The sequence below is a fragment of the Achromobacter sp. ES-001 genome (assembly GCF_019448355.1).
Lineage (GTDB): Bacteria > Pseudomonadota > Gammaproteobacteria > Burkholderiales > Burkholderiaceae_B > Achromobacter > Achromobacter spanius_B.
The window spans coordinates 3,127,502-3,146,143 of record NZ_CP079940.1; the positions used below are offsets into that span (position 1 = coordinate 3,127,502).

Genomic DNA, 18,642 nt, shown 5'->3' on the forward strand with positions numbered 1-18,642 from the left:
TTGAGGTCTTTGCAGGTATGCCGGGCGACGCCCAGCGTTCAGTTAAGCCCAGCCTTGTCCAGCCCGAATGCGGCGTCGGCCGAGCCGGGCACGGTACGAAACGCCACGTTCAAACGGTTCCAGCCGTTGATGGCAACGATACGGAAGGTCAGGTCCGAGATTTCGGATTCCGATAATTGCTCGCGCACGTGGCTGTACACCGGGTCGGGCACGCCATGCGGGGGCAGGGTGGTCAGCGCCTCGGTCCATGCCAGCGCAGCCCGCTCGCGCGCCGAGAACAATGTCGATTCGCGCCAGATGGCCACATGGTGCAGACGCAGTTCGCGTTCGCCGTGCAGCTTGGCCTGCTTGACGTGCATGTCCAGGCAAAAGCCGCAGCCATTGATTTGCGACGCGCGGATATCGACCAGATCGCCGAACTCCTCGATGACGGGCACTTTTTTCATTGCCGCGCTGAAGTCCATGTACTTCTTGGACAGCTCCGCGGACACCTGGAAGTAATTCAACCGCTGGCTCATAGGCCTACCTTTTAAGACGCTGTTAGGGAAAGGGAATCAGGAAGCCGTAGGATGCGGTAGATTGGTCCAGCCAGAAAGTGCCATAAATGATGTTTAGTTCTAGGCCATGCGGGCGGCAAGCCTGGCCCTTGAAACACGCGCGCGCCCCGGCTATAAGCTTGATCCAGGGGCGGAAACCCGGCGCCCCGACCGACTTAGAAGCCACCTCATGCCGCACCCCCCATCACACGACGAACACGTCGCAAATAAGCCCGCCACCCATGAACGCGAGGAGGCGGCGCGCGGGTCCTGTCTGGAGGTCTTTCTGGTGTTCCTGCGCCTGGGGCTGACTTCGTTCGGTGGGCCGGTGGCGCACCTGGCTTACTTTCGTACGGAGTTTGTCGACCGCCGCCATTGGCTGGACGATTACGCCTATTCCGACCTGGTCGCCTTGTGCCAATTCCTGCCGGGGCCGGCAAGCAGCCAGGTCGGCATGGCAATCGGCCTGCGCCGCGCGGGCTGGATGGGCATGCTGGCCGCATGGCTGGCGTTCACGCTGCCCACGGCCGTTGCGCTGATCGGCTTTGCGATGGGCCTGGCGCATGTTGGATGGCTGTCGGGGTCAGCCGTCATACACGGCCTGAAGATCGCGGCGGTGGCCATCGTGGCCCAGGCCGTGTGGGGCATGGGCCGCACACTGTGTCCCGATCGCGCGCGCGCCGGCCTGGCCGTGGCCGCCGCCTTGATTACCGTCGTATTGCCCAGCGCCTGGGGCCAGATCGGCGCCATCTTGCTGGGTGTCGTCGTGGGGGTGGCCGTGCTGCAATTGCCGCCCCGGCCCATTCTGGCCAACCCTGCCGACGCCGTGTCGCGCGGCGCCGCCTATGTGGCGCTGACCCTGTTCGTGGCATTGCTGGCGGGCTTGCCGATATGGGCGGCCATGTCGGATTCGCCAGCGGCCGCGCAGCTTGCCGGGTTTTATCGCGCGGGGGCTTTGGTGTTTGGCGGCGGGCACGTGGTGCTGCCGCTGCTGGAATCAACGGCGGTGTCCGGCGGCATGGTTTCCAGCGCCGACTTCCTGGCCGGGTACGGGGCAGCGCAAGCCATGCCCGGGCCGCTGTTCGGTTTCGCTGCTTTTCTGGGCGCATTGTCCACCGGCCCGCTGACGGGCTGGGTCGGCGGCCTGGTGCTGTTGGCCGCCATTTTTCTGCCGGGCGCCTTGCTGGTCGTGGGCGCCTTGCCTTTCTGGGAAAGCCTGCGGCGCCGGCCCGGCGTACGCAACATGCTGGCCGGCGTGAACGCCAGCGTCGTCGGCATATTGCTGGCCGCGCTGTATGACCCAGTGTGGACCAGCGCCATTGTGAACAAGGCCGATTTCGGCCTTGCCTTGCTGCTGTTTGCGTTGCTGGTCTATGCCCGATGGTCCGCCGTGTGGGTGGTGTTGCTGGCGGCGGCGGGCGGTTGGGCGCTGGCCTTTCTGGCCTAAGCCTGCCAGCGTGGCGCGCGCTTTTGCAGGAAGGCGTCGATGCCTTCGGACGCGTCCGCTTCCATCATGTTGCGCGCCATGACGTCGCCCGCGTAATCGTAGGCATCGCCCAAGGCCATCTGGCGCTGCTTGTAGAACATCTGCTTGCCGTAGCGGATGGCGCTGGGGCTCTTGGCCAGGATGTCGGCCGCCAGGGCGTTGACGCGCGCGTCCAGCTCGGCCTCGGGCACGGCGTCGTTGATCAAACCCCAGTCCTTGGCCTGCGCGGCATCGATGAAGCGGGCAGTGACCAGCATTTCAAAGGCGCGCTTGGCCGACACATTGCGGCTGAGCGCCACCGCCGGCGTTGAACAAAACAGACCCACGTTGATGCCGGACACGGCGAATCGCGCCGAGTCGGCCGCCACCGCCAGGTCGCAACTGGCGACCAATTGGCAACCGGCCGCCGTCGCAATGCCTTGTACCTTGGCGATGACGGGCACGGGCAAGGCCTGCAAACCCTGCATGACGCGGCTGCATTGGCGGAACAGCGCGCGGTAGTAATCCAGGCTGGGCTGGCTGCGCATTTCGCGCAGGTCGTGGCCCGCGCAGAAGGCCCGGCCCGCGGATTCCAGCACCACGCAACGCACGGTGGCGTCGCCCGCCAAGTCGTCGATCTGTTCCTGCAAGGCGGTCAGCAAGCCTTCGGACAAGGCGTTGAATTGCGCGGGGCGGTTCAGGCGCAGCGTCACCACGCCGTCGGTCGACGTGCGCAACAGCAGGGCGTCGTTGTTCTGGGAATCCGGGGCCATGTCGTTTCCAGGAAGGTCGATTCCTGGATACTAGCGCAAGCCCCCGCGCGTCGGTTCAGCCGCGCAGCCGCCGCGCAATAGCGGGAGACAGCAAGAGCAAGGGCAGGACGATGACCGCGCCGATCAGTGCCATCGCCGCTTGCGGCGCCACGCCGGTGTCCAGCAACACGGTGGCCACAATGGCCGACCCGCTCATCTGGAACAAGCCATACACGGCGGCGGCCGTGCCGGCGCGTTCGGCGAAGGGCTCCAGCGCCAGGCTCAAGCCAGACCCCAAGGCCAACGAGAAGCCCACCGTCAGCACGGCAACCGGCAGCATGAACACCCAGGCTGCTTGCGGTATCCACCACCAGGCGGCGGCATGCATGGCCGATGCCAGCAGCAGCGCCACCATGCCGACCCGCACCATCGTGTGGCGCCCAAAGCGCGCAATGAAGGTGGGCGCCAGGAAGAACGCCGCGATGTTGATGGCGGCGTTGCCGCCGAACCAGGCCGAGAAGCCCAGCTCGGAATAGCCCAACTGCTGCACCAACACCACGGGCGCAGCCGAGACGAACACCAGGATCATTGCCATGCCCGCCATGCCGAACATGGCGAAGTACAGGAAGCGTCCGCTGGACACGATGGGCAGGTACCGGCGCAGGCTGTAGAGCGCGCCGCGCGGGCCGCTGGGCGGCACGCGTGTTTCTTCAAAGCGGCGTGCCAACAGCACCATCAGGCCCAGCGCAAACAGCACCATGAACACAAACGTGCTGCGCCAGCCCGCATGCACCGCCAGCGCGCCGCCCAGCATCGGCGCCAACGCCGGCACGGAGCACAGTGCACCGTTCAAATAGCTGTAGACGCGCGCGCCCACGGCAGGGCTGAAACGGTCACGCACCGCGGCAAAAGCCACCAGTGAAGCCGAACAGGCTCCCAGGCCCTGGATCACCCGCGCCACATAGAACACATCAAGGGATGTCGCGGCCGCACCCAGCGCCGATCCGGCCAGATACGCCAACGCGCCGCCCAGCGCGACGGGTCGCCTGCCATAGCGGTCGGCCAAGGGCCCGATCAGCATCTGGCCCAGGCCCACCGCGAAGATGAACAGCGTGATGCTGGCCTGCAACGCGCTGACGGGTTCACCAAACCCGGCGGCCATGGCGGGCAGCGAAGGCAGGTAGATATCGATGCCCATCGGCGTGAGCGTGACCAGGCCCATCAACAGGCCGATCAGCCAGCGTTGGCTGGAGGAAGATGCAGCAGACTTCATGGCAAGACTCTGGGCGCATTGCACACCCGGGAAAACCCGACATTATCCATGAATGCCGCATGCAGCAGGGGCGGATGTGGGATGCATGCGCGACGCGTGTAGGGCGCATGTAGGGCGCATGTGGAGCGCATGTGGAGCGCATGTGTGACGTGTTTGGAGACGCACGCAGGTGCATCTGGCGACTTTGCCAGGCCGGGCATAGAATATTTCGCCATGAGCACACCGGCCTTCCGACCCCGCATCGTCATCCTTTACTGCACCCAGTGCCAGTGGCTGCTGCGTGCCGCCTGGATTGCGCAAGAACTGTTGTCCACCTTTTCCACCGATCTGGGCGAAGTGGTATTGCAGCCCGGCACCGGTGGCATATTCCAGATCACCTACAACGGCGACCTGATCTGGGATAGAAAAGGCGATGGCGGTTTCCCAGACGCCAAGATCTTGAAGCAGCGCGTGCGCGACCGCCTGGATCCCACGCGCCCGCTGGGCCATATTGACGGCCCCACCGCGGGCAGGTTGGCAGGCCCTTTGGCCGACCCCTTGGCCGACCCCGCCATCACGCCGGACGACTAGTCCGCCGCACCGCGCGCCGACCGGGAAGTGCGGCGCCGCGCTGATATCGTCATGGCTTGCCGTTCCCGTGAGGCGGGCGCAGCCGCGCGGCGATGGCGAACAAGATCAGGCAGATGCCGGCCATCAGCATCCAGGCCGGCCGCAGCCCTGAAAGATGCTGACGGATCACGCCCGCCACGAACGGGAACAGGGCGGCGATCAAGTAGCCCACGCCCTGCACGAAAGAGGCCAGTCGACCCGCCTGTGCAGGCGTGGACGCATGGTCCATCGTGACGATCAGCGACAGCGGAAACAGCGCGCCGATGCCCAGCCCGGCCAGCACGGCGGCAGGCCACGCCAGCAAGACGGGCGCGAAAATCAGCCCCAACAAACCCAGCGTCAGCAAACCGATGGCCGTAAACAGTGCCACCCGGCGGTCGCGCAGCCGGCCGATTGCCGCCGACACCAGCAAGCCGGCCACGATCTCGGCCACCGTCACGGCGCCCAGCAGTTGTCCGGCCGACACCGGCGTCCAGCCCAAGGCCGTGTAATAGGGCGGCAGCCAGGCCAGCACCAGCGTGTAGGCACCGGTGCCCAGGCCGAAGAACACCGCCAGCAACCACCGGTGCGAATGCCCGGTGACCGGTTGGCCCGCCGCGTTCGTCGCCTTCGTCGCCTTCGTCGCCTTCGTCGGGTTCATCGCGTTCGCCGCCTTCGTCGCGTTCGTCGGGTTCATCGCGTTCGCCGCCTTCGTCGCGTCAGTCGCCAACGGAGCGACGGCACCCAATCGGTACACCAGCAGCCAGCACAGCAAAGCCGCCGCCGCGGGCACGGACCAGGCCGCCAATGCCTGAGGCCAGCCCACACGCTCGGCCAGGACGGGCGAAGCCACGCTGGCCACGGCCGCGCCGCCCATGATGGCGGTGGAATACAGGCCCATGATGGCGCTGACGCCGGACGAGAATTGCGCCTTGATGGTGTAGGGCAGCAGCGCCTGCGTGACCGCGATGCCCAGCCCGGCGATAACGCCCGTCAGCAACATCAAGTTGGCGTCATGGGCCCACAGGCGGCATGCGGTGGCCGCCATCACCAGCGCTACGCCGACGGCGATGGCGTGGTGTTCGCGCATCATGCGGCGCAGCGGCGCGACACTCAATGCGCCCAGGCCCATCACCAATACGGGCAGCGCCGTCAACAGGCCGGCCGCACTGTCGGATAGCGCAATAGCGGCTTGCAACCGGTCCAGCAAAGGGGGAACGGACGCCAGGACGGGGCGCAGGTTCAAGCCCACCAGGATGATGGCGGCAACGCGCCAGGCGTTCAAATAAGTCGATGACACAACAGCTCCATGGCCGGCGGCACGCGCGGCGGGAGTTGCCGCAATGCCGTCCGGTAAAGTATCTTGGCGTCAAGATATTTGGATTTTATCTTGACGTCAAGATAAATGGAGAGAGAGAACCGTGGACAGAGCAAGCCGTGCCGTCGAGCAATGGAACCGTGAACGCCCCGAGCTGGACGTATCAACGATGCGTGTGCTGGGGCGTTTGGGCGAATGCGCGTTGGTGATTACGCGCGACCGCATCAACCCGCTATTTGCTGAATTTGGCCTACAGCCGGGTGAATTCGACGTGTTGGCCACGTTGCGCCGTAGTGGCAAGCCGTACGCGCTGACCCCGACGGCGCTTTACGAAGACGCCATGATTTCGTCGGGCAGCATGACCAACCGCATCGATCGCCTGGAGAAGGCGGGCCTGGTGGCCCGCACGCCCAGCCCCAACGACGGCCGCGCCACCTTGGTGATGCTGACGCGCGCCGGCATCAAGCTGATCGACGAAGCGCTGGTGGCCCACCTGAAAAATCAGGCCGACGTGCTGGCGCCGTTGACGCAGGCTGAACAGGAGCAGCTGAGCCGCCTGTTGGGAAAGTTGCTGAAGGCGTATGAGTGATTGCGATGAATGATTGCGATGGAGCAGGGCGCGGGCGGGTAGCGGATTGCGCCCGTGGGACAGGCGCCCGGGTGCCCCGCCCGCAATGATCTTGTCAGAGCCCCAATTCGGATAAGCCGGGGTGGTCATCCGGACGGCGACCCAGCGGCCAGCGGAATTTTCGGTCGGCGTCTTTGATCGGCAAGTCGTTGATGCAGGCGTAACGATGCGTCATGAGCCCGTCTTCGCCGAACTCCCAGTTTTCATTGCCGTATGAGCGAAACCAGTTGCCGGAATCGTCATGCCATTCATAGGCGTAACGCACGGCGATGCGGTTGCCGGTGTACGCCCACAGCTCCTTGATCAGGCGGTAGTCCAGTTCTTTCGCCCATTTACGCGCCAGGAAGGCGCGAGCCTCGTCGCGGTTCTTGACGAATTCCGCGCGGTTGCGCCACTGCGTGTCCAGGCTATAGGCCAGCGCCACCTTGTCGGGGTCGCGGCTGTTCCAGCCGTCTTCGGCCAGCCGGACTTTTTGCACGGCGCTCTGGTGCGTGAAAGGCGGCAGCGGCGGGCGGACATTGGGTTGGGATGTCATGGGCGAACCTCTTGTGGGGGGAAAAGGGCGGCGGCGGCGCGTTGCGCAGTGGCGGTCACGGACACGTCGCCCGTGACCAGCGCCACCGCGATAGCGCCGTCGATCAGTACCAGCAGTTGTCGCGCGGCTTCGTCCGGGTCGGCCAGGCCGGCCTGTTGCGCCAGGCCGCGTACATGGTCCAGCAAACGGGCTTTGTGCAGCCGCGATACCTGGCGGATGGGATTGGCCGGATCGCTGATTTCGCCTGCCGCGTTGATGAAGGCGCATCCGCGAAAGCCGTCGGATTCAAACCATTCTTGCAGCGCGTCGAAGAGGGACAACAGCCGGTCGCGCGGCGCGTCGGCCCGCGTGGTGGCGTGAACGAACCACTGCATCCAGCGTTCATCGCGCGCGGCCAGCGCCGCGGCCACCAGCGCGTCCTTATTGGGATAGTGCTTGTACAGCGTCTTGCGCGCCACGCCCGAGGTCTTCACGATGAGATCCATACCGGTGGCATGGATGCCGCCTTGGTAAATCAAATGTTCGGTGGCGCGCAGCAGCCGTTCCTGCGTCTGCGTCATGGGTTCGGGGGCGGTGACAGCGGCGGCGGGGGTCGAAGAGGGCATGTCCAAACTGGAGTTCATTACGGAGAACGATCATTCTGCATAGGATTCAGGAATCGTAGAACGGTCATTCTCAAGCGTCAAGCTTTATGGCTTAACCCATTATCTGCTTGCTTTTTCACTGATAAATATGTTAAGATCTTTTAATTGCCAGCCAAAATAAAGCAACGCTGAAAAAAACCAAGAACAACTAAAAACGACCGTTGCAGGAATTTTTGGCCGGCAAACTTATTTTGCTTTTTGTTTTGCATTGCCCCCGTTTGAATGCCCCGGCTGACGCAGCAGTTTTTGCCTAAGCCATCCAGTAGTACCCCGCGCAAGACCACGCAATACTACGCAGTACCTTGCGCACCCCCCGCAATTACCGGGCATTCTTGGCACGCTTGAACCCGTGGTGCATTGCTTTGGCGGGAAAGCCACGCGCCCACGCATAGGAGAACGCTCATGTCGCATCAACTGGTTGGTAAAAAGTGGCGCTTCGAGGTTCCGCCCCTGAACTGGACGGCCCCTGACGCGAACAAGGAATCGGAAATCGATTCCATCGACGCGGATTCCGAAACCTCTGAAGACAGCGATACGTCGCGGTCATCCAAGTAGTTCTTCTAGCTGCGCCCGCCCACGCGGGCGTAGTTCTTGCCTAGCAAACACCCAGACGGCGCGCCTTGTGTGCGCCGTTTGAACGTGTAGCGCGCGACTTTCTCTTCCCCCTTTTGTCCGACTTCCGTCAACGCCTTGCCGCGTCGGCGGCTTTTCGTTTGGGCGCAAGCGTCGCACGCAGCATCACCTCTTTGCCAGTGAGCCTGGAATGCCTGAAAACACTTCGAGCAATCATCAAGTCCGACCTTTCGTGTATGCCACGTCGACGTCACGGTCATTGATGTTTTCGCACTCTGAGATCCAAAGCCGCATGTGGACGAAAGACCCGGCGGCGCTCAATCTGGAATACACCCGGATCATGATGGCGTTCTTGCTGTTCAACCCGAACCCTCGTCGCATCGCAATGGTGGGGCTGGGCGGCGGATCGTTGGCCAAATTCTGCTACCAGCATCTGCCGTCCGCCCGCATCGACGTCTACGAAATCAACCCGCATGTCATCGCCTTGCGCGATTCCTTCCATGTGCCGCGCGACGACGACCGCTTTGCGGTGCTGCAAGGCGACGGTGCGGAATTGATTCGGCAATATCAAAACGAGTACGACGCGGTGCTGGTCGATGGCTACGACATCAATGGCCTGCCGACGCAGCTGACGACCGACGCCTTCTATGAAGCCTGCTTCAACGCCCTAGCACCCGACGGCATGATGGTGTGCAACTTCCATGCCTCGAACTTTCAGTTCAGCACGTACCTGGGTCGCATCAAGAAGCAGTTCCTGGGCTCGGTCATCGAAGTCAGCGATACGTCTTGCGCGCACAGCATCGTCTTCGCGTGCCGGGGCGACACCCTTAAACGGCGCACGGGCCTGCCCAAGCGCAAGCCCGACGGCATGAGCGCCGACATGTGGCTATGCCTGTCGCCCACGTACTGGCCAATGCTGGTCTAGCGCCCGCGCCTGTCGGCCATGCTGAAGCTCGCTGCCCCAGCCACTTTCGCGGCTGGGGCAGCGCTGTTAGCCAAGCCCGGCAGGCTGCCGGGCAGGGTAGCGCTTAGAAGTGGTGGCGGATGCCCACCACTGATTGCAGGGTATGGGACTGGTTGCGGTCCACGCGGTCCAGCAGCGCGTAGAAGTTCGTGCGCTTGGACAGATCATGTTCGTAGCCCAGGCCCCAGCCCTTGATGTGCGAGCTGGTGGCGCGCTGGTAGGCAGCCAACACCTTGCTGCTGCCGCTGACCGGAACGCTGACGCCGCCCACGAAGGTATTGACGCGGCGTACGCCCGCCGACGGCCCCACGTTCGGATTGCGCAGATTGCCGTAGCCGGCATGCAACTTCATCCAATCGAAGTCATACGCGGCGGCCAACTGTACGTTGCGCGAGGTCAGCTTGCCCGGCACGCTGGCGTCCGGATTCAGATGCTCATAGGTCAGCGCGGTGGACAAAGGCCCGTCGCGATAACGCAGGCCGGCGGTCCAGACGCGGTCGTGGTTGGTGGTGGAAAATTGATCGTTGTCGTGCGCCTCGAAGCTGTAGCCCACGCCTGCCTGCCATCCCGCCCAGACGGGCGTGCGATAGATAAAGGCGTTATTGACGCGACCGCCGGTGCCGAAGTCGCCGTCGTTGTAGCCCGACGTGACGGATGCCGACGCGCCGCCCCACGAGGTGCCGAAGGGCGAGGCGATGCCGCCCCAGCTGTCGCTGAGGACCTGCTGGCGGCCCGCGCGCAATTCCCCAAAATCACCCCGCAGGCCCAGATACGCCCAGCGTCCGAACAGCCGGCCTTGCGCCTGCGTGCCGTCCGAAGCGTGAAACCCGCTTTCAAGCCGGAAGAAGGCGCTGTAGCCGTTGCCCAGGTCTTCGACGCCGCGCAGGCCCCAGCGTGACCCGGATTGCGTGCCGTCGCGCATGCCCACATGCGAGCGCGACGCGCTTTCGGCGTTGTCATGCCGGCGTTCGAAGGCCAGGCCCAGATCGATGACGCCATACAGCGTGACGCTGGTGGTGGAAGCGTGGGCCATGCCGCCCGTCAAGGCGGCCAATGCGACGGCCAGCGCACCGCGCTTCATGCTTGCTGCTTTCATGAGTACCCCTGGTTTTATGTTGTGTTGCGTTGGACAAAAGGCTCCCCGGCGGCCGGCCAAAAGGCGGGTCGCTAAGGACGTGGAAAGCGCGTGGAAAGAACGCCGCGTGAACACGACGGCAAGCGCAGAAAAACCCGGAACGCGTTCGCCGTCAGCGGCTAGTCATTAACATCGCAATGACCATGGCGCATTATGGTGAGCGTCGCCGCGTAATCAAATAAGACGACTACGAATATGAGTGCCAGGGGGCAGCGTGAATGTCGTCTTTGCCCTTAAGCAGGACGAAATCAGCGCAAGAAAACAACGACCGTGGCAGACACGGTCGTCAAATCAGGATGCATTGCGCATCCCGGGTCCGGTGCGAGGCCCCGCGGGGCGGGGTAAGCCCGGCGCCTTACGCGCCGTGCACAACCACCCGGTTCCGTCCTTCCGCCTTGGCGGCATACAGCGCGGCGTCGGCCGCCTGGAAAACCTGCGCGACATCGCCGACAGAGGTGCGCCATTGCGCCACGCCGGCCGACACGGTAACGCCGCCCACGCCGGACACAGGCTGGCCGGCCGTGTGCTTGCGCAGGCGCTCGGCCACGTTGGCCGCTTCTTTCACGCCCACATTCGGCAGCAGCATCAAGAATTCTTCCCCGCCGCTGCGGCAAAGCACATCTGACGGACGCGAACATTGCCGCATCAGGTCGGCCATGCCGCGTATCACCTCGTCGCCCTTGGGGTGGCCGTAGGTATCGTTCACGCGCTTGAAGTGGTCGATGTCCAGCGCCACCACCGTGAAGGGCGTGCCGGCGGTTTGCAGGTGGTCCACCGCCTCCTGCATGCCGCGCCGGTTGCGTAGCGCGGTCAGCGGGTCGGTCATATTGGCCTGGTTCAGCTTGCCGATTTTGTCCTGCAGGCTTGAAATGCTGGCCATCACCGCGCGCTTGAGCCGTTCCGCCTCGAAGTACCAGGCCCTGACCGACTGCACGCGCTGCATGGCGATGGCCACGTCGTGGTGTTCCACATTGGTGGCCAGTTGCGACAGGGGCAGGGAGATCAGCCGGGCACACCACCAGATGGCCAGCAGGAACGCCACGGCCAGGGGCGCCGCGTAGCCGATCAATGCCCAGATCAGTTCGTATATCGGCTCCAGCGTCACCTCGGCGGGGCGTTGCGCGATGATGCCCCATCCGCTTAGCGGTTCAGGCGCGTAGCCCGCCAGCATGTCCACGCCCTTGGTGTTGACGACGCGTTGCGAGCCCGCTTTGCCTTGGGTGACGGCCGCGACGACCGGATTGCGCATCACGTTTTCGCCGACCCGGGTCGAGTCGACGTGATAGATCAGGTGGCCGTCGCTATCCACCACGAACAGATATGAACCATCCAGGTAATGATGCTTGCCCAGCAGCTGTTGCAGCGCGCTGTCGTTGCGCAGGTAGATGGTGCCCGCAATGTAGCCCAGGTATTTGCCGTCATTGGAATAGATGGGGTGCGACAGGTTGACCAGCATGTTGCCGGCGACTGACACATACGGCTTGCTGATCAGCGGCTGTCGTGCGCGCAGCGCGGCGCGAGTCCCCGGGCTGTCCAGCCGGGTGCCCAGAAAGTTCCGGAACGTCTGCGTGGTAGCCAGCAGGGTGCCGTCCGCGCTGATGACGCCGACCGAGTTGAAGTCGTTGGCCTGTTCCTGCAAGCGCGCGACTTCGGCGGCCAGCACATCGGGCGCGTCAACCTGCGTTGCCAGGTGCCGCGCGCTGTAGGCCAGCTGCTGTTGAGCCGACTTCAGAAAATTCGTGGTGCTTTCGGCCAGCTTGGCCGCGTAGACCCGGTTGGACTCCAGCGTGTTCGTGATGAGCTGGTCGCGCTGCACCAGGTAGCTGGCGTACAGGGCATTGGCAGTGGCCGCGATGGCGCTAAGGACGGTAAGCGCAAGCACAAGCCCGCGTAGATTGATTCGCATGGAGTTTTGGTTAGGCGGGAATCAGGGAAGGACAAGGACGACAGGGCAACGACGGCGCGGCGGTGACGCGCGATGCGGGTGGCTGGTAGCGCAACCCGAGGTTTACGGCAAAAGCGGCGGGCATCTATAGGGCGTTGACGTCCGGTTCGTCCAACAGGCGGGCGGCCGGCGAGTGGGCCGCGGCGCCCGCCCGGAAGTAGCCCATGACCGTGGCAACGCTGGCATGGCCGGTCATTGCCATGGTGTCGCCCAGCGGCACGTTCTGCCGGCCCGCTTCGGTGACAAAGCCAGACCGCAGGCTATGCGCCGAAAACTCGCCATCCAGGCCAGCCAGCTTGCAGCGTTCCAGCACGATGTCGCGCACGGCGGCGGCGGCCAGCGGTTCGCCCACGACGTCGCCGCGCCGTACCCGCCGGAAAATCGGGCCCTGGCGGATGCCGCTGGCGGCAAGCCAGGCGTCCAGCGCCTTGGCGGCGGACCCGGTAATGGGCTTTTGGTCGTCCGCACGGCGGGCGCCTGCCTGATTGGTCTTGGATTGGGTCAGGCTATATAGATAGCCGTCCGCCGTGCGCACCACGTTCTCAACGGTGGCCCGCACCACCTCGGATCGGCGGCGGCCGCCGCTGGCCCAGGCGAACAGCAACAGGGCGCGGTCGCGCATGCCCCGCAGCGACGCATCACAGGTGGCCAACATGGCTTGCAAGGGTTCGCGCGTCAGGGCGGCTTTCTTGGCGGGCGCCATGCCCCGGCGGGCATAGGCGCGACGCGTCTTGGCCAGCAATTCGCGTACGGAAGGCGCGCGGCACGGGTTGGGATACCCGTGCAGCTCGTGCGCCTTTGACAGTACCGACAGGCGTTGCAGCAGCGTGTTCAAGCTGGGCGGCCCTGGTCGGCCTTTGGCTTTCAAGCGCACCAGTTCCTGGTCCAACGCCAAGGGCAGCTCCCATTTCAAGCCTTGATCCGTCGCGCGCTGCGCATGGTCCACCACAAACTGAATGACGGCCGCCTCGGGCAAGGGCAGGGCGAAGCGCTGGCCGTAGCGCAGTTCGAACCAGGCGGTCCAGTAGCGGATCGCCGCGCGGTAGCTGGCCGCCGTGTTGGCGGAACTGCCTTCGCGCATCAGGCCGCGAACGGCGGCGTCCGCCTGGGTATCCAGGGCGTGCGGGTCAAGCAAGGGCAACGAAGCCAGCAATTTCAACGACATCGGAACGGGCAGGGGCGGCAAACGGGAAAGACTTCAGCACTATACGGAAGCGGGCGGGTTTCGGGCGCGGCGCGGCCCCTGGCGCGAGCGAAGAGGCGGTTTTTGAGGCTTTTTTGCACCGCTCCCTGCACAGAAGCCTGTCGCCCCGTCATATGTATTTATACATATGTATGATGTATGATATCTAACAGTATGGCCGGATAGGTCACGATAAGGTTCCATTATCGTGAGTAATTCAGCCGAGACGCCGCGCGAAATGCGGCGATGACAAGGAAAAGGCGATGGCCACAGGAATCACCCAAAACGACGTCTGGACCGCTGCGGACGCGCTGCTGTTGGAAGGGGCGCGCCCCACCATCGAGCGCGTACGGCAGAAAATCGGCCGTGGTTCGCCCAACACCGTCAGCCCGCACCTGGAAACCTGGTTTCGCGCCTTGGGCGCCCGCATCAAGGACCCTGGCGCGTTTGCCGCGCCACCCGCCGTGCCCGACCCCATTGCTCAAGCCGCCACCCATTTCTGGGAAGCTGCTTTGGCCGAAGCCCGCGCGCAACAGGCAGATGCGTATCGCGAACGCTGGCAGGAACTGGCGGACGAGGGGGAGCGGCTGGCCCAGCAAGCCGAACAATTGCAGCAGCGCGATGCGCAATTGGCGAATCGTGAAAAAGACCTGGAAGAGGGGCTACGGGTGGCAACGGCCCAGCTGGCGGCCACCGAAGAGCGGCTACAGGCCGCCGAACGAGCGGTGCGCCAGCGCGACGAACAATTGAAGCAGGCGCGCGGGCAGTTGCAAGACGCACAAAGCGCGGTGCAGACGCTGCTGACCGAAGCCGAAAAGATGCGAGGCGTGCATGCGCAGGCGTTGGACGCGCTGCAAACGCGCCATGCGGCGCACGAAAAGCGCTGGCTGAACGAATTGGACGCCGAACGCGTCGCCGCAAAGAAGCTGCAATCGCGGCTGGACGAGGCCCAGTTGGCCGCGCAAAAACAGGGCGAGCAACACACGGCGGCATTGCGTCAGGCGCAGGAGGCCAGAGGCATGGCCGAAAAGGCGGCGCAAGACGCGCGGGCGGAAACCATGGCTGGGCAGGCGCGGTACGCCACCGCGCAGGCGGCCAGCGAGGCCGCCCAAGCCGCATTGCAGGGCGCGCTGACCTCCGCCCAGGATGCGCTCGCAACGGCCCGGCACAACGAGCAAGCGCTCTTGGCGCGTTTGGCGGCGTCCGACGCGCAAGCGGGAACGCTGCTCGCGCAATTGCAGCAAAAGGACCAGCAACTGGCCGAGCTGACCCGCCATCTGATGGCCGACGCCGCCCAGCTCAAGCGACCGACCGCCTAGTCTTGGCGACGGACTTGCGAAGACGCTCGTGACGTCTCGCTTTCAGCTACCCGCCACTACCGCCCGGGGTAGGTGCCCTGGAACGGCGTATTGTCCGGTTCGCCGAAGTTCTCCGAATGGTAGTTGGCGTGATCCCGCTGCATGGCCGGCGCGCCTTGCTGGGTCGAACTATAGGAACTGGGCGCGGTGCAGCCGGTCAGCATCACGGCCAGCAGCGCGGCGGGGATGACGGCAAAAAGGGTCAAGGGCCTCATGGCATACCTCCAAAGAGATGCCGCCACGGGTGCGGCCGCCAGACAATCCGGGGCCGTCGCCACCCAACGTCGGCGGCAAACGGCTGCCTAGCAAGCTGCATTCCCACCTGTGCGATTGCCTCTGTAAGTCAACCTGAATTTGGGATAAATTCCGATAGACGTATCCACGATGTCTCACGGGCATCCGCCCATTCGTAGCGATGCGTCGTCATGCGGGGCGCTTCAGTCGTCCTGCCGGGAGCATCGGGTGAATCCACGTCCAACGGTTGATCTAGCCCGCATTCTGCTTCTGATTGTCATTCTTTCCGCCCTGATGATCGGCAGCCTCTATGTGCTTAGCCCGTTCCTGCCGGGGCTGATCTGGGCGACCACCATCGTGGTGGCGACGTGGCCGGTGCTGCGGGCGGTGCAAGCGCGCTGCGGCGGGCGCCGCTGGGCGGCCACAATCGTCATGCTGCTGATTTTGCTTTTCGTCATCGTGCTGCCGCTGTATCAGGCGATCGCGACGCTGGCAGAGCATAGCGGCGCGATCATGGCGGCCGTCAAGAGCCTGCCCGACTACACCTTGCTGGCGCCGCCCAGCTGGATCAGCAGTGTGCCGGTGGCCGGCCCCAAGCTGGCGCAGGAATGGCAGACCTTGTCCGATGCCGGCGCGGGCGGCCTGCTGGCGCGGCTGGAACCCTATCTGACCATGGCGGCGCGCTGGCTATTGAGCCATGCGGCCATCGTCGGCGTGTTCGTCATGCACATGCTGGTCACCATCGTCATCGCCGGCATTCTTTATAGCCAGGGCGACGCGGCGGCCGAATTCGTCAAGCGATTCTCGAACCGCCTGGCGGGCGAACGCGGCGTTGCGGCGGTCCGGCTGGCCGGCGCCGCCGTGCGCGCCGTGGCGCTGGGTATCGTGGTGACGGCCGTGGTGCAATCCGTGTTGGGCGGGGTAGGGCTGTGGATTGCCGGGGTGCCGGCCGCCGGCATCCTGACGGCGCTGATGGTGATGCTGTGCCTGGCGCAACTGGGCCCGTTCCTGCCCATGTTGGGCGGGGTGATCTGGCTGTTCCAAAATGACATGAAGCTGGCCGCCACGTTGCTGCTGATCTGGGCGCTGCTGGTAGCCATGTTGGACAACCTGCTGCGGCCCATACTGATCAAGCGCGGCGTGAACCTGTCTTTGCTGCTGATCTTGTCGGGCGTGCTGGGCGGCATGGTCGCGTTTGGCATCGTCGGCCTGTTCATCGGTCCGGTGATCCTGGCGGTGACCTCGACCTTGCTCAATGCCTGGATCGACGAAGTCCCGCCGCCCGCCACGCCCATCGACATTCCCGCTACGACGGCTGCCGCTGCGCCCGGCGACGTGCTGGCTCGTGCGGGGTCGGCCAGCGAAAAGGCGTAACATCTGCCTGACACGGCGGGCGCTCAGCCCGCTTTTTTGCAACGCCCCGCGCAATACCCCATGACGATGCACCCGCTTTTGTCCTACACAAGCAGTTTTCACCTTATTCAAACCCCGGCCACGCCCGCCGCCCGGGGGCCGCAACAATGACCGAAAGCGTACGCCTGGCCAAGCGACTGGCCGCGGATCTGTCTTGCTCGCGCGGCGACGCCGAACGGTATATCGAAGGCGGATGGGTGGCCGTGGACGGCAAGACGGTTGAAGAACCCGGCGCGCGCGTGGCCCCCGGCCAAACCGTTGCGCTGTTGCCCGGCGCCAAGCTGGAAGACATCAAGCCCGTGACGGTGCTGGTGCACAAACCGGCCGGCACCTATGCCGACAACGAGCCCGGGTCCGCGCTGGACCTGATCATTCCCAAGAACCTGATGCCCGGCGACCGCTCGGGCCGGCGCTATCTGAAACGCATGTTCAACGGCCTGAAGCTCGTCACGCCGCTGGAGCGCGCGGCCAGCGGTCTGGTCGTCTACACGCAGGAATACGCGGTGTCGCGCAAGCTGATGGAAGAGGGCAAGCTGGTCGAGCAGGAATACGTGGCGCAAGTCACGGGCAAACTCAGCGACAGCGACCTGGCCCGCCTGCAACGCGGCATGGCTTTTGAAGGCCGCGCCGCCACGCCCATGAAGGTCAGCTGGCAGAACGAAACCCATCTGCGCTTTGCACTGAAGACGCCGCCGCTGGGCTTTATCGAATATGTGTGCGATACCGCCGGCTTGCAGTTGCAGCAGCTACGCCGCATTCGCATCGGCCGGCTGCCGCTGGCGGGCATGGCGGCCGGCCAGTGGCGTTATCGGCTGGACTACGAGCGGTTTTAAGCCGCAGCAAGCACTACTGACCGCACTGAACGCACTGAAAGCACAGCAAGCACAGCAAGCACAGCAAGCCACTGCCAGCACTCAGCACAAGCGAACCGCAACCATGACCCTGCCTGGCATGCCCCCGTTCCCTGCCGATTCCGGACGACGCGGATTTTTGAAACAGGGCGGGGCCCTGTGCCTGTCGGCGTTGGCGCTGGCCGGTTGCGCCGGCCGCGCGCCCAGCGGCCGCCACACGTCGGCCAACCCCGCCTTGCAACGGCCCACGCCGCCGCCGCCCCCGAATGGCAAGGGCGCGACGCCGGTGCCCGCGCTGCGGCCCGGCGCGCGGGTGGCGATTGTGGCGCCGGCCTCGGCCGCCACCAATGCCAGTGACGATGCGGCCGAATGGCTGGAAGCCCGGGGTTTTGTCGCCCAGGTCATGCCCGCCAGCCGCACCCGCCTGGACCCTCCTTACGAATATCTGGCCGGCAGCGATGCCGACCGCCTGGCCGACCTGCACGCGGCCTTTGCCGACCCCGGCGTGGGCGCCGTTTGGTGCCTGCAAGGCGGCTTTGGCTCCTGGCGCCTGCTGAATCATCTGGATTACGGGCTGCTGCGTCGACACGCCAAGCCCTTCATCGGCTATAGCGACATCACCGCGCTGCACCTGGCCATCCAGCGCCATGCTGGCTTTGTGACGTTTCACGGGCCGATGCTGGCGCAGGACCTTTTGGCCGGCAAACGCGAGCCCACGGAATCCAATTTGTGGGCGATGGTCAGCGGGCAGATGGGGCCGGGCTCGTGGATCGCGCCCCCGCAAGACGCGCTGCCTACCGAGCTGGTGCCGGGCGTGGCAAGCGGCAGGCTGGTGGGCGGCAACCTGGCGCTGATCGCCGCGCTTACCGGCACCCGCAACGACATCGACACGCGCGACGCCATCCTGTTCATCGAAGACGTCAACGAAGCCATTCCGCGCGTGGACCGCCTGCTGGCGCAATTGGCGGCGGCGGGCAAGTTTGATGGCGTGAAGGGCTTGCTGGTCGGCAATTTCACGCGGCTAGGCGTGCGCATGGACGACGATCAGGCGCAAGGCCTGCTGTACCCGCTGATCCTTGAGCAGTTTCGGGCGCGCAACATACCAATCCTGGGCGCATGGCCCAGCGGCCATGGCGACCCCAATCTGACCCTTCCCCTAGGTGCACAGGTGACGTTGGACACGGCGCGGGGGGCATTGCGGCTGGACCAGGCGGTGGTGGTGTAAGGGCTGGGTTTCGGCCTCACGA

19 protein-coding genes are annotated in these 18,642 nt (G+C 64.8%); 9 read left to right on the forward strand and 10 right to left on the reverse strand.

What is annotated here, in order from left to right; translation table 11 throughout:
- Positions 1-38 precede the first annotated feature (38 nt).
- Complete coding sequence (locus KYT87_RS14160) at positions 39-518, reverse strand: carboxymuconolactone decarboxylase family protein (RefSeq protein WP_046805656.1); 480 nt, start codon at positions 516-518, stop codon at positions 39-41.
- A 208-nt stretch (positions 519-726) separates the two neighbouring features.
- Between KYT87_RS14160 and chrA the strand changes: the two genes are divergently transcribed.
- The gene (gene chrA, locus KYT87_RS14165) at positions 727-1,983 is read left to right on the forward strand and encodes a chromate efflux transporter (RefSeq protein ID WP_104145518.1); all 1,257 of its coding nucleotides are present in this window, start codon (positions 727-729) and stop codon (positions 1,981-1,983) included.
- On the opposite strand, the gene KYT87_RS14170 is transcribed toward chrA, so the two are convergent.
- Positions 1,980-2,774, reverse strand: a complete 795-nt coding sequence (locus KYT87_RS14170) for an enoyl-CoA hydratase (RefSeq protein WP_219992503.1) — start codon at positions 2,772-2,774, stop codon at positions 1,980-1,982. The genes chrA and KYT87_RS14170 overlap by 4 nt on opposite strands.
- A 55-nt stretch (positions 2,775-2,829) precedes the next feature.
- Positions 2,830-4,026, reverse strand: a complete 1,197-nt coding sequence (locus tag KYT87_RS14175) for a multidrug effflux MFS transporter (RefSeq protein WP_120155566.1) — start codon at positions 4,024-4,026, stop codon at positions 2,830-2,832.
- 213 nt (positions 4,027-4,239) lie between these two features.
- On the opposite strand from KYT87_RS14175, the gene KYT87_RS14180 reads away from it, so the two are divergent.
- Positions 4,240-4,596, forward strand: coding sequence for a SelT/SelW/SelH family protein (locus tag KYT87_RS14180; RefSeq protein ID WP_219992504.1), 357 nt, complete (start codon positions 4,240-4,242; stop codon positions 4,594-4,596).
- Between the two features lie 49 nt (positions 4,597-4,645).
- On the opposite strand, the gene KYT87_RS14185 is transcribed toward KYT87_RS14180, so the two are convergent.
- Complete coding sequence (locus tag KYT87_RS14185; protein ID WP_219992505.1) at positions 4,646-5,914, reverse strand: MFS transporter; 1,269 nt, start codon at positions 5,912-5,914, stop codon at positions 4,646-4,648.
- 121 nt (positions 5,915-6,035) lie between these two features.
- On the opposite strand from KYT87_RS14185, the gene KYT87_RS14190 reads away from it, so the two are divergent.
- Positions 6,036-6,521 carry a MarR family winged helix-turn-helix transcriptional regulator gene (locus KYT87_RS14190; RefSeq protein ID WP_120155574.1) on the forward strand — a complete coding sequence of 162 codons (486 nt, stop codon included), beginning with the start codon at positions 6,036-6,038 and terminating at the stop codon, positions 6,519-6,521.
- 94 nt (positions 6,522-6,615) lie between these two features.
- On the opposite strand, the gene KYT87_RS14195 is transcribed toward KYT87_RS14190, so the two are convergent.
- On the reverse strand, positions 6,616-7,095 hold the full coding sequence (locus KYT87_RS14195; RefSeq protein ID WP_104145512.1) for a nuclear transport factor 2 family protein: 480 nt from the start codon (positions 7,093-7,095) through the stop codon (positions 6,616-6,618).
- Positions 7,092-7,700 (reverse strand): TetR/AcrR family transcriptional regulator, encoded by a 609-nt coding sequence (locus KYT87_RS14200; RefSeq protein ID WP_219992506.1) that lies wholly within the window; start codon positions 7,698-7,700, stop codon positions 7,092-7,094. The genes KYT87_RS14195 and KYT87_RS14200 overlap by 4 nt, the downstream gene beginning before the upstream one ends.
- 441 nt (positions 7,701-8,141) lie before the next feature.
- Between KYT87_RS14200 and KYT87_RS14205 the strand changes: the two genes are divergently transcribed.
- Positions 8,142-8,294 (forward strand): hypothetical protein, encoded by a 153-nt coding sequence (locus KYT87_RS14205; protein ID WP_162941212.1) that lies wholly within the window; start codon positions 8,142-8,144, stop codon positions 8,292-8,294.
- Positions 8,295-8,604: 310 nt separating this feature from the next.
- Entirely contained in the window at positions 8,605-9,237 is a 633-nt protein-coding gene (locus KYT87_RS14210) for a fused MFS/spermidine synthase (protein ID WP_240434106.1), read from the forward strand.
- A 103-nt stretch (positions 9,238-9,340) separates the two neighbouring features.
- Here the strand turns inward: KYT87_RS14210 and KYT87_RS14215 are convergent, their stop codons facing one another.
- From KYT87_RS14215 to KYT87_RS14225, 3 genes are all read right to left on the reverse strand, one after another.
- Positions 9,341-10,372, reverse strand: coding sequence for a porin (locus KYT87_RS14215; RefSeq protein ID WP_219992507.1), 1,032 nt, complete (start codon positions 10,370-10,372; stop codon positions 9,341-9,343).
- Between the two features lie 394 nt (positions 10,373-10,766).
- Positions 10,767-12,317, reverse strand: coding sequence for a sensor domain-containing diguanylate cyclase (locus tag KYT87_RS14220; RefSeq protein WP_219992508.1), 1,551 nt, complete (start codon positions 12,315-12,317; stop codon positions 10,767-10,769).
- Positions 12,318-12,441: 124 nt separating this feature from the next.
- On the reverse strand, positions 12,442-13,521 hold the full coding sequence (locus KYT87_RS14225; protein ID WP_046805666.1) for a site-specific integrase: 1,080 nt from the start codon (positions 13,519-13,521) through the stop codon (positions 12,442-12,444).
- A 281-nt stretch (positions 13,522-13,802) separates the two neighbouring features.
- Here KYT87_RS14225 and KYT87_RS14230 point away from each other — a divergent pair, with 281 nt between their 5' ends.
- Positions 13,803-14,858: a DNA-binding protein gene (locus KYT87_RS14230; protein WP_219992509.1), complete on the forward strand. Its 1,056-nt coding sequence runs from the start codon at positions 13,803-13,805 to the stop codon at positions 14,856-14,858.
- A 56-nt stretch (positions 14,859-14,914) separates the two neighbouring features.
- On the opposite strand, the gene KYT87_RS14235 is transcribed toward KYT87_RS14230, so the two are convergent.
- The gene (locus KYT87_RS14235; protein WP_219992510.1) at positions 14,915-15,112 is read right to left on the reverse strand and encodes a hypothetical protein; all 198 of its coding nucleotides are present in this window, start codon (positions 15,110-15,112) and stop codon (positions 14,915-14,917) included.
- Positions 15,113-15,359: 247 nt separating this feature from the next.
- Between KYT87_RS14235 and ydiK the strand changes: the two genes are divergently transcribed.
- From ydiK to KYT87_RS14250, 3 genes are all read left to right on the forward strand, one after another.
- Positions 15,360-16,505 carry an AI-2E family transporter YdiK gene (ydiK, locus tag KYT87_RS14240; RefSeq protein WP_255594116.1) on the forward strand — a complete coding sequence of 382 codons (1,146 nt, stop codon included), beginning with the start codon at positions 15,360-15,362 and terminating at the stop codon, positions 16,503-16,505.
- Between the two features lie 146 nt (positions 16,506-16,651).
- Complete coding sequence (locus KYT87_RS14245; protein WP_104145503.1) at positions 16,652-17,377, forward strand: RNA pseudouridine synthase; 726 nt, start codon at positions 16,652-16,654, stop codon at positions 17,375-17,377.
- Positions 17,378-17,681: 304 nt separating this feature from the next.
- The gene (locus KYT87_RS14250; RefSeq protein WP_120157482.1) at positions 17,682-18,620 is read left to right on the forward strand and encodes an LD-carboxypeptidase; all 939 of its coding nucleotides are present in this window, start codon (positions 17,682-17,684) and stop codon (positions 18,618-18,620) included.
- Positions 18,621-18,642 lie beyond the last annotated feature (22 nt).

Bases quoted from the DNA above. Each gene is read 5' to 3' on its own strand.
- KYT87_RS14160 (WP_046805656.1), bottom strand. From the start codon at position 518: ATGAGCCAGCGGTTGAATTACTTCCAGGTGTCCGCGGAGCTGTCCAAG.
- chrA (WP_104145518.1), top strand. From the start codon at position 727: ATGCCGCACCCCCCATCACACGACGAACACGTCGCAAATAAGCCCGCC.
- KYT87_RS14170 (WP_219992503.1), bottom strand. From the start codon at position 2,774: ATGGCCCCGGATTCCCAGAACAACGACGCCCTGCTGTTGCGCACGTCG.
- KYT87_RS14175 (WP_120155566.1), bottom strand. From the start codon at position 4,026: ATGAAGTCTGCTGCATCTTCCTCCAGCCAACGCTGGCTGATCGGCCTG.
- KYT87_RS14180 (WP_219992504.1), top strand. From the start codon at position 4,240: ATGAGCACACCGGCCTTCCGACCCCGCATCGTCATCCTTTACTGCACC.
- KYT87_RS14195 (WP_104145512.1), bottom strand. From the start codon at position 7,095: ATGACATCCCAACCCAATGTCCGCCCGCCGCTGCCGCCTTTCACGCAC.
- KYT87_RS14200 (WP_219992506.1), bottom strand. From the start codon at position 7,700: ATGCCCTCTTCGACCCCCGCCGCCGCTGTCACCGCCCCCGAACCCATG.
- KYT87_RS14205 (WP_162941212.1), top strand. From the start codon at position 8,142: ATGTCGCATCAACTGGTTGGTAAAAAGTGGCGCTTCGAGGTTCCGCCC.
- KYT87_RS14210 (WP_240434106.1), top strand. From the start codon at position 8,605: ATGTGGACGAAAGACCCGGCGGCGCTCAATCTGGAATACACCCGGATC.
- KYT87_RS14215 (WP_219992507.1), bottom strand. From the start codon at position 10,372: ATGAAAGCAGCAAGCATGAAGCGCGGTGCGCTGGCCGTCGCATTGGCC.
- KYT87_RS14220 (WP_219992508.1), bottom strand. From the start codon at position 12,317: ATGCGAATCAATCTACGCGGGCTTGTGCTTGCGCTTACCGTCCTTAGC.
- KYT87_RS14225 (WP_046805666.1), bottom strand. From the start codon at position 13,521: ATGTCGTTGAAATTGCTGGCTTCGTTGCCCTTGCTTGACCCGCACGCC.
- KYT87_RS14230 (WP_219992509.1), top strand. From the start codon at position 13,803: ATGGCCACAGGAATCACCCAAAACGACGTCTGGACCGCTGCGGACGCG.
- KYT87_RS14235 (WP_219992510.1), bottom strand. From the start codon at position 15,112: ATGAGGCCCTTGACCCTTTTTGCCGTCATCCCCGCCGCGCTGCTGGCC.
- KYT87_RS14245 (WP_104145503.1), top strand. From the start codon at position 16,652: ATGACCGAAAGCGTACGCCTGGCCAAGCGACTGGCCGCGGATCTGTCT.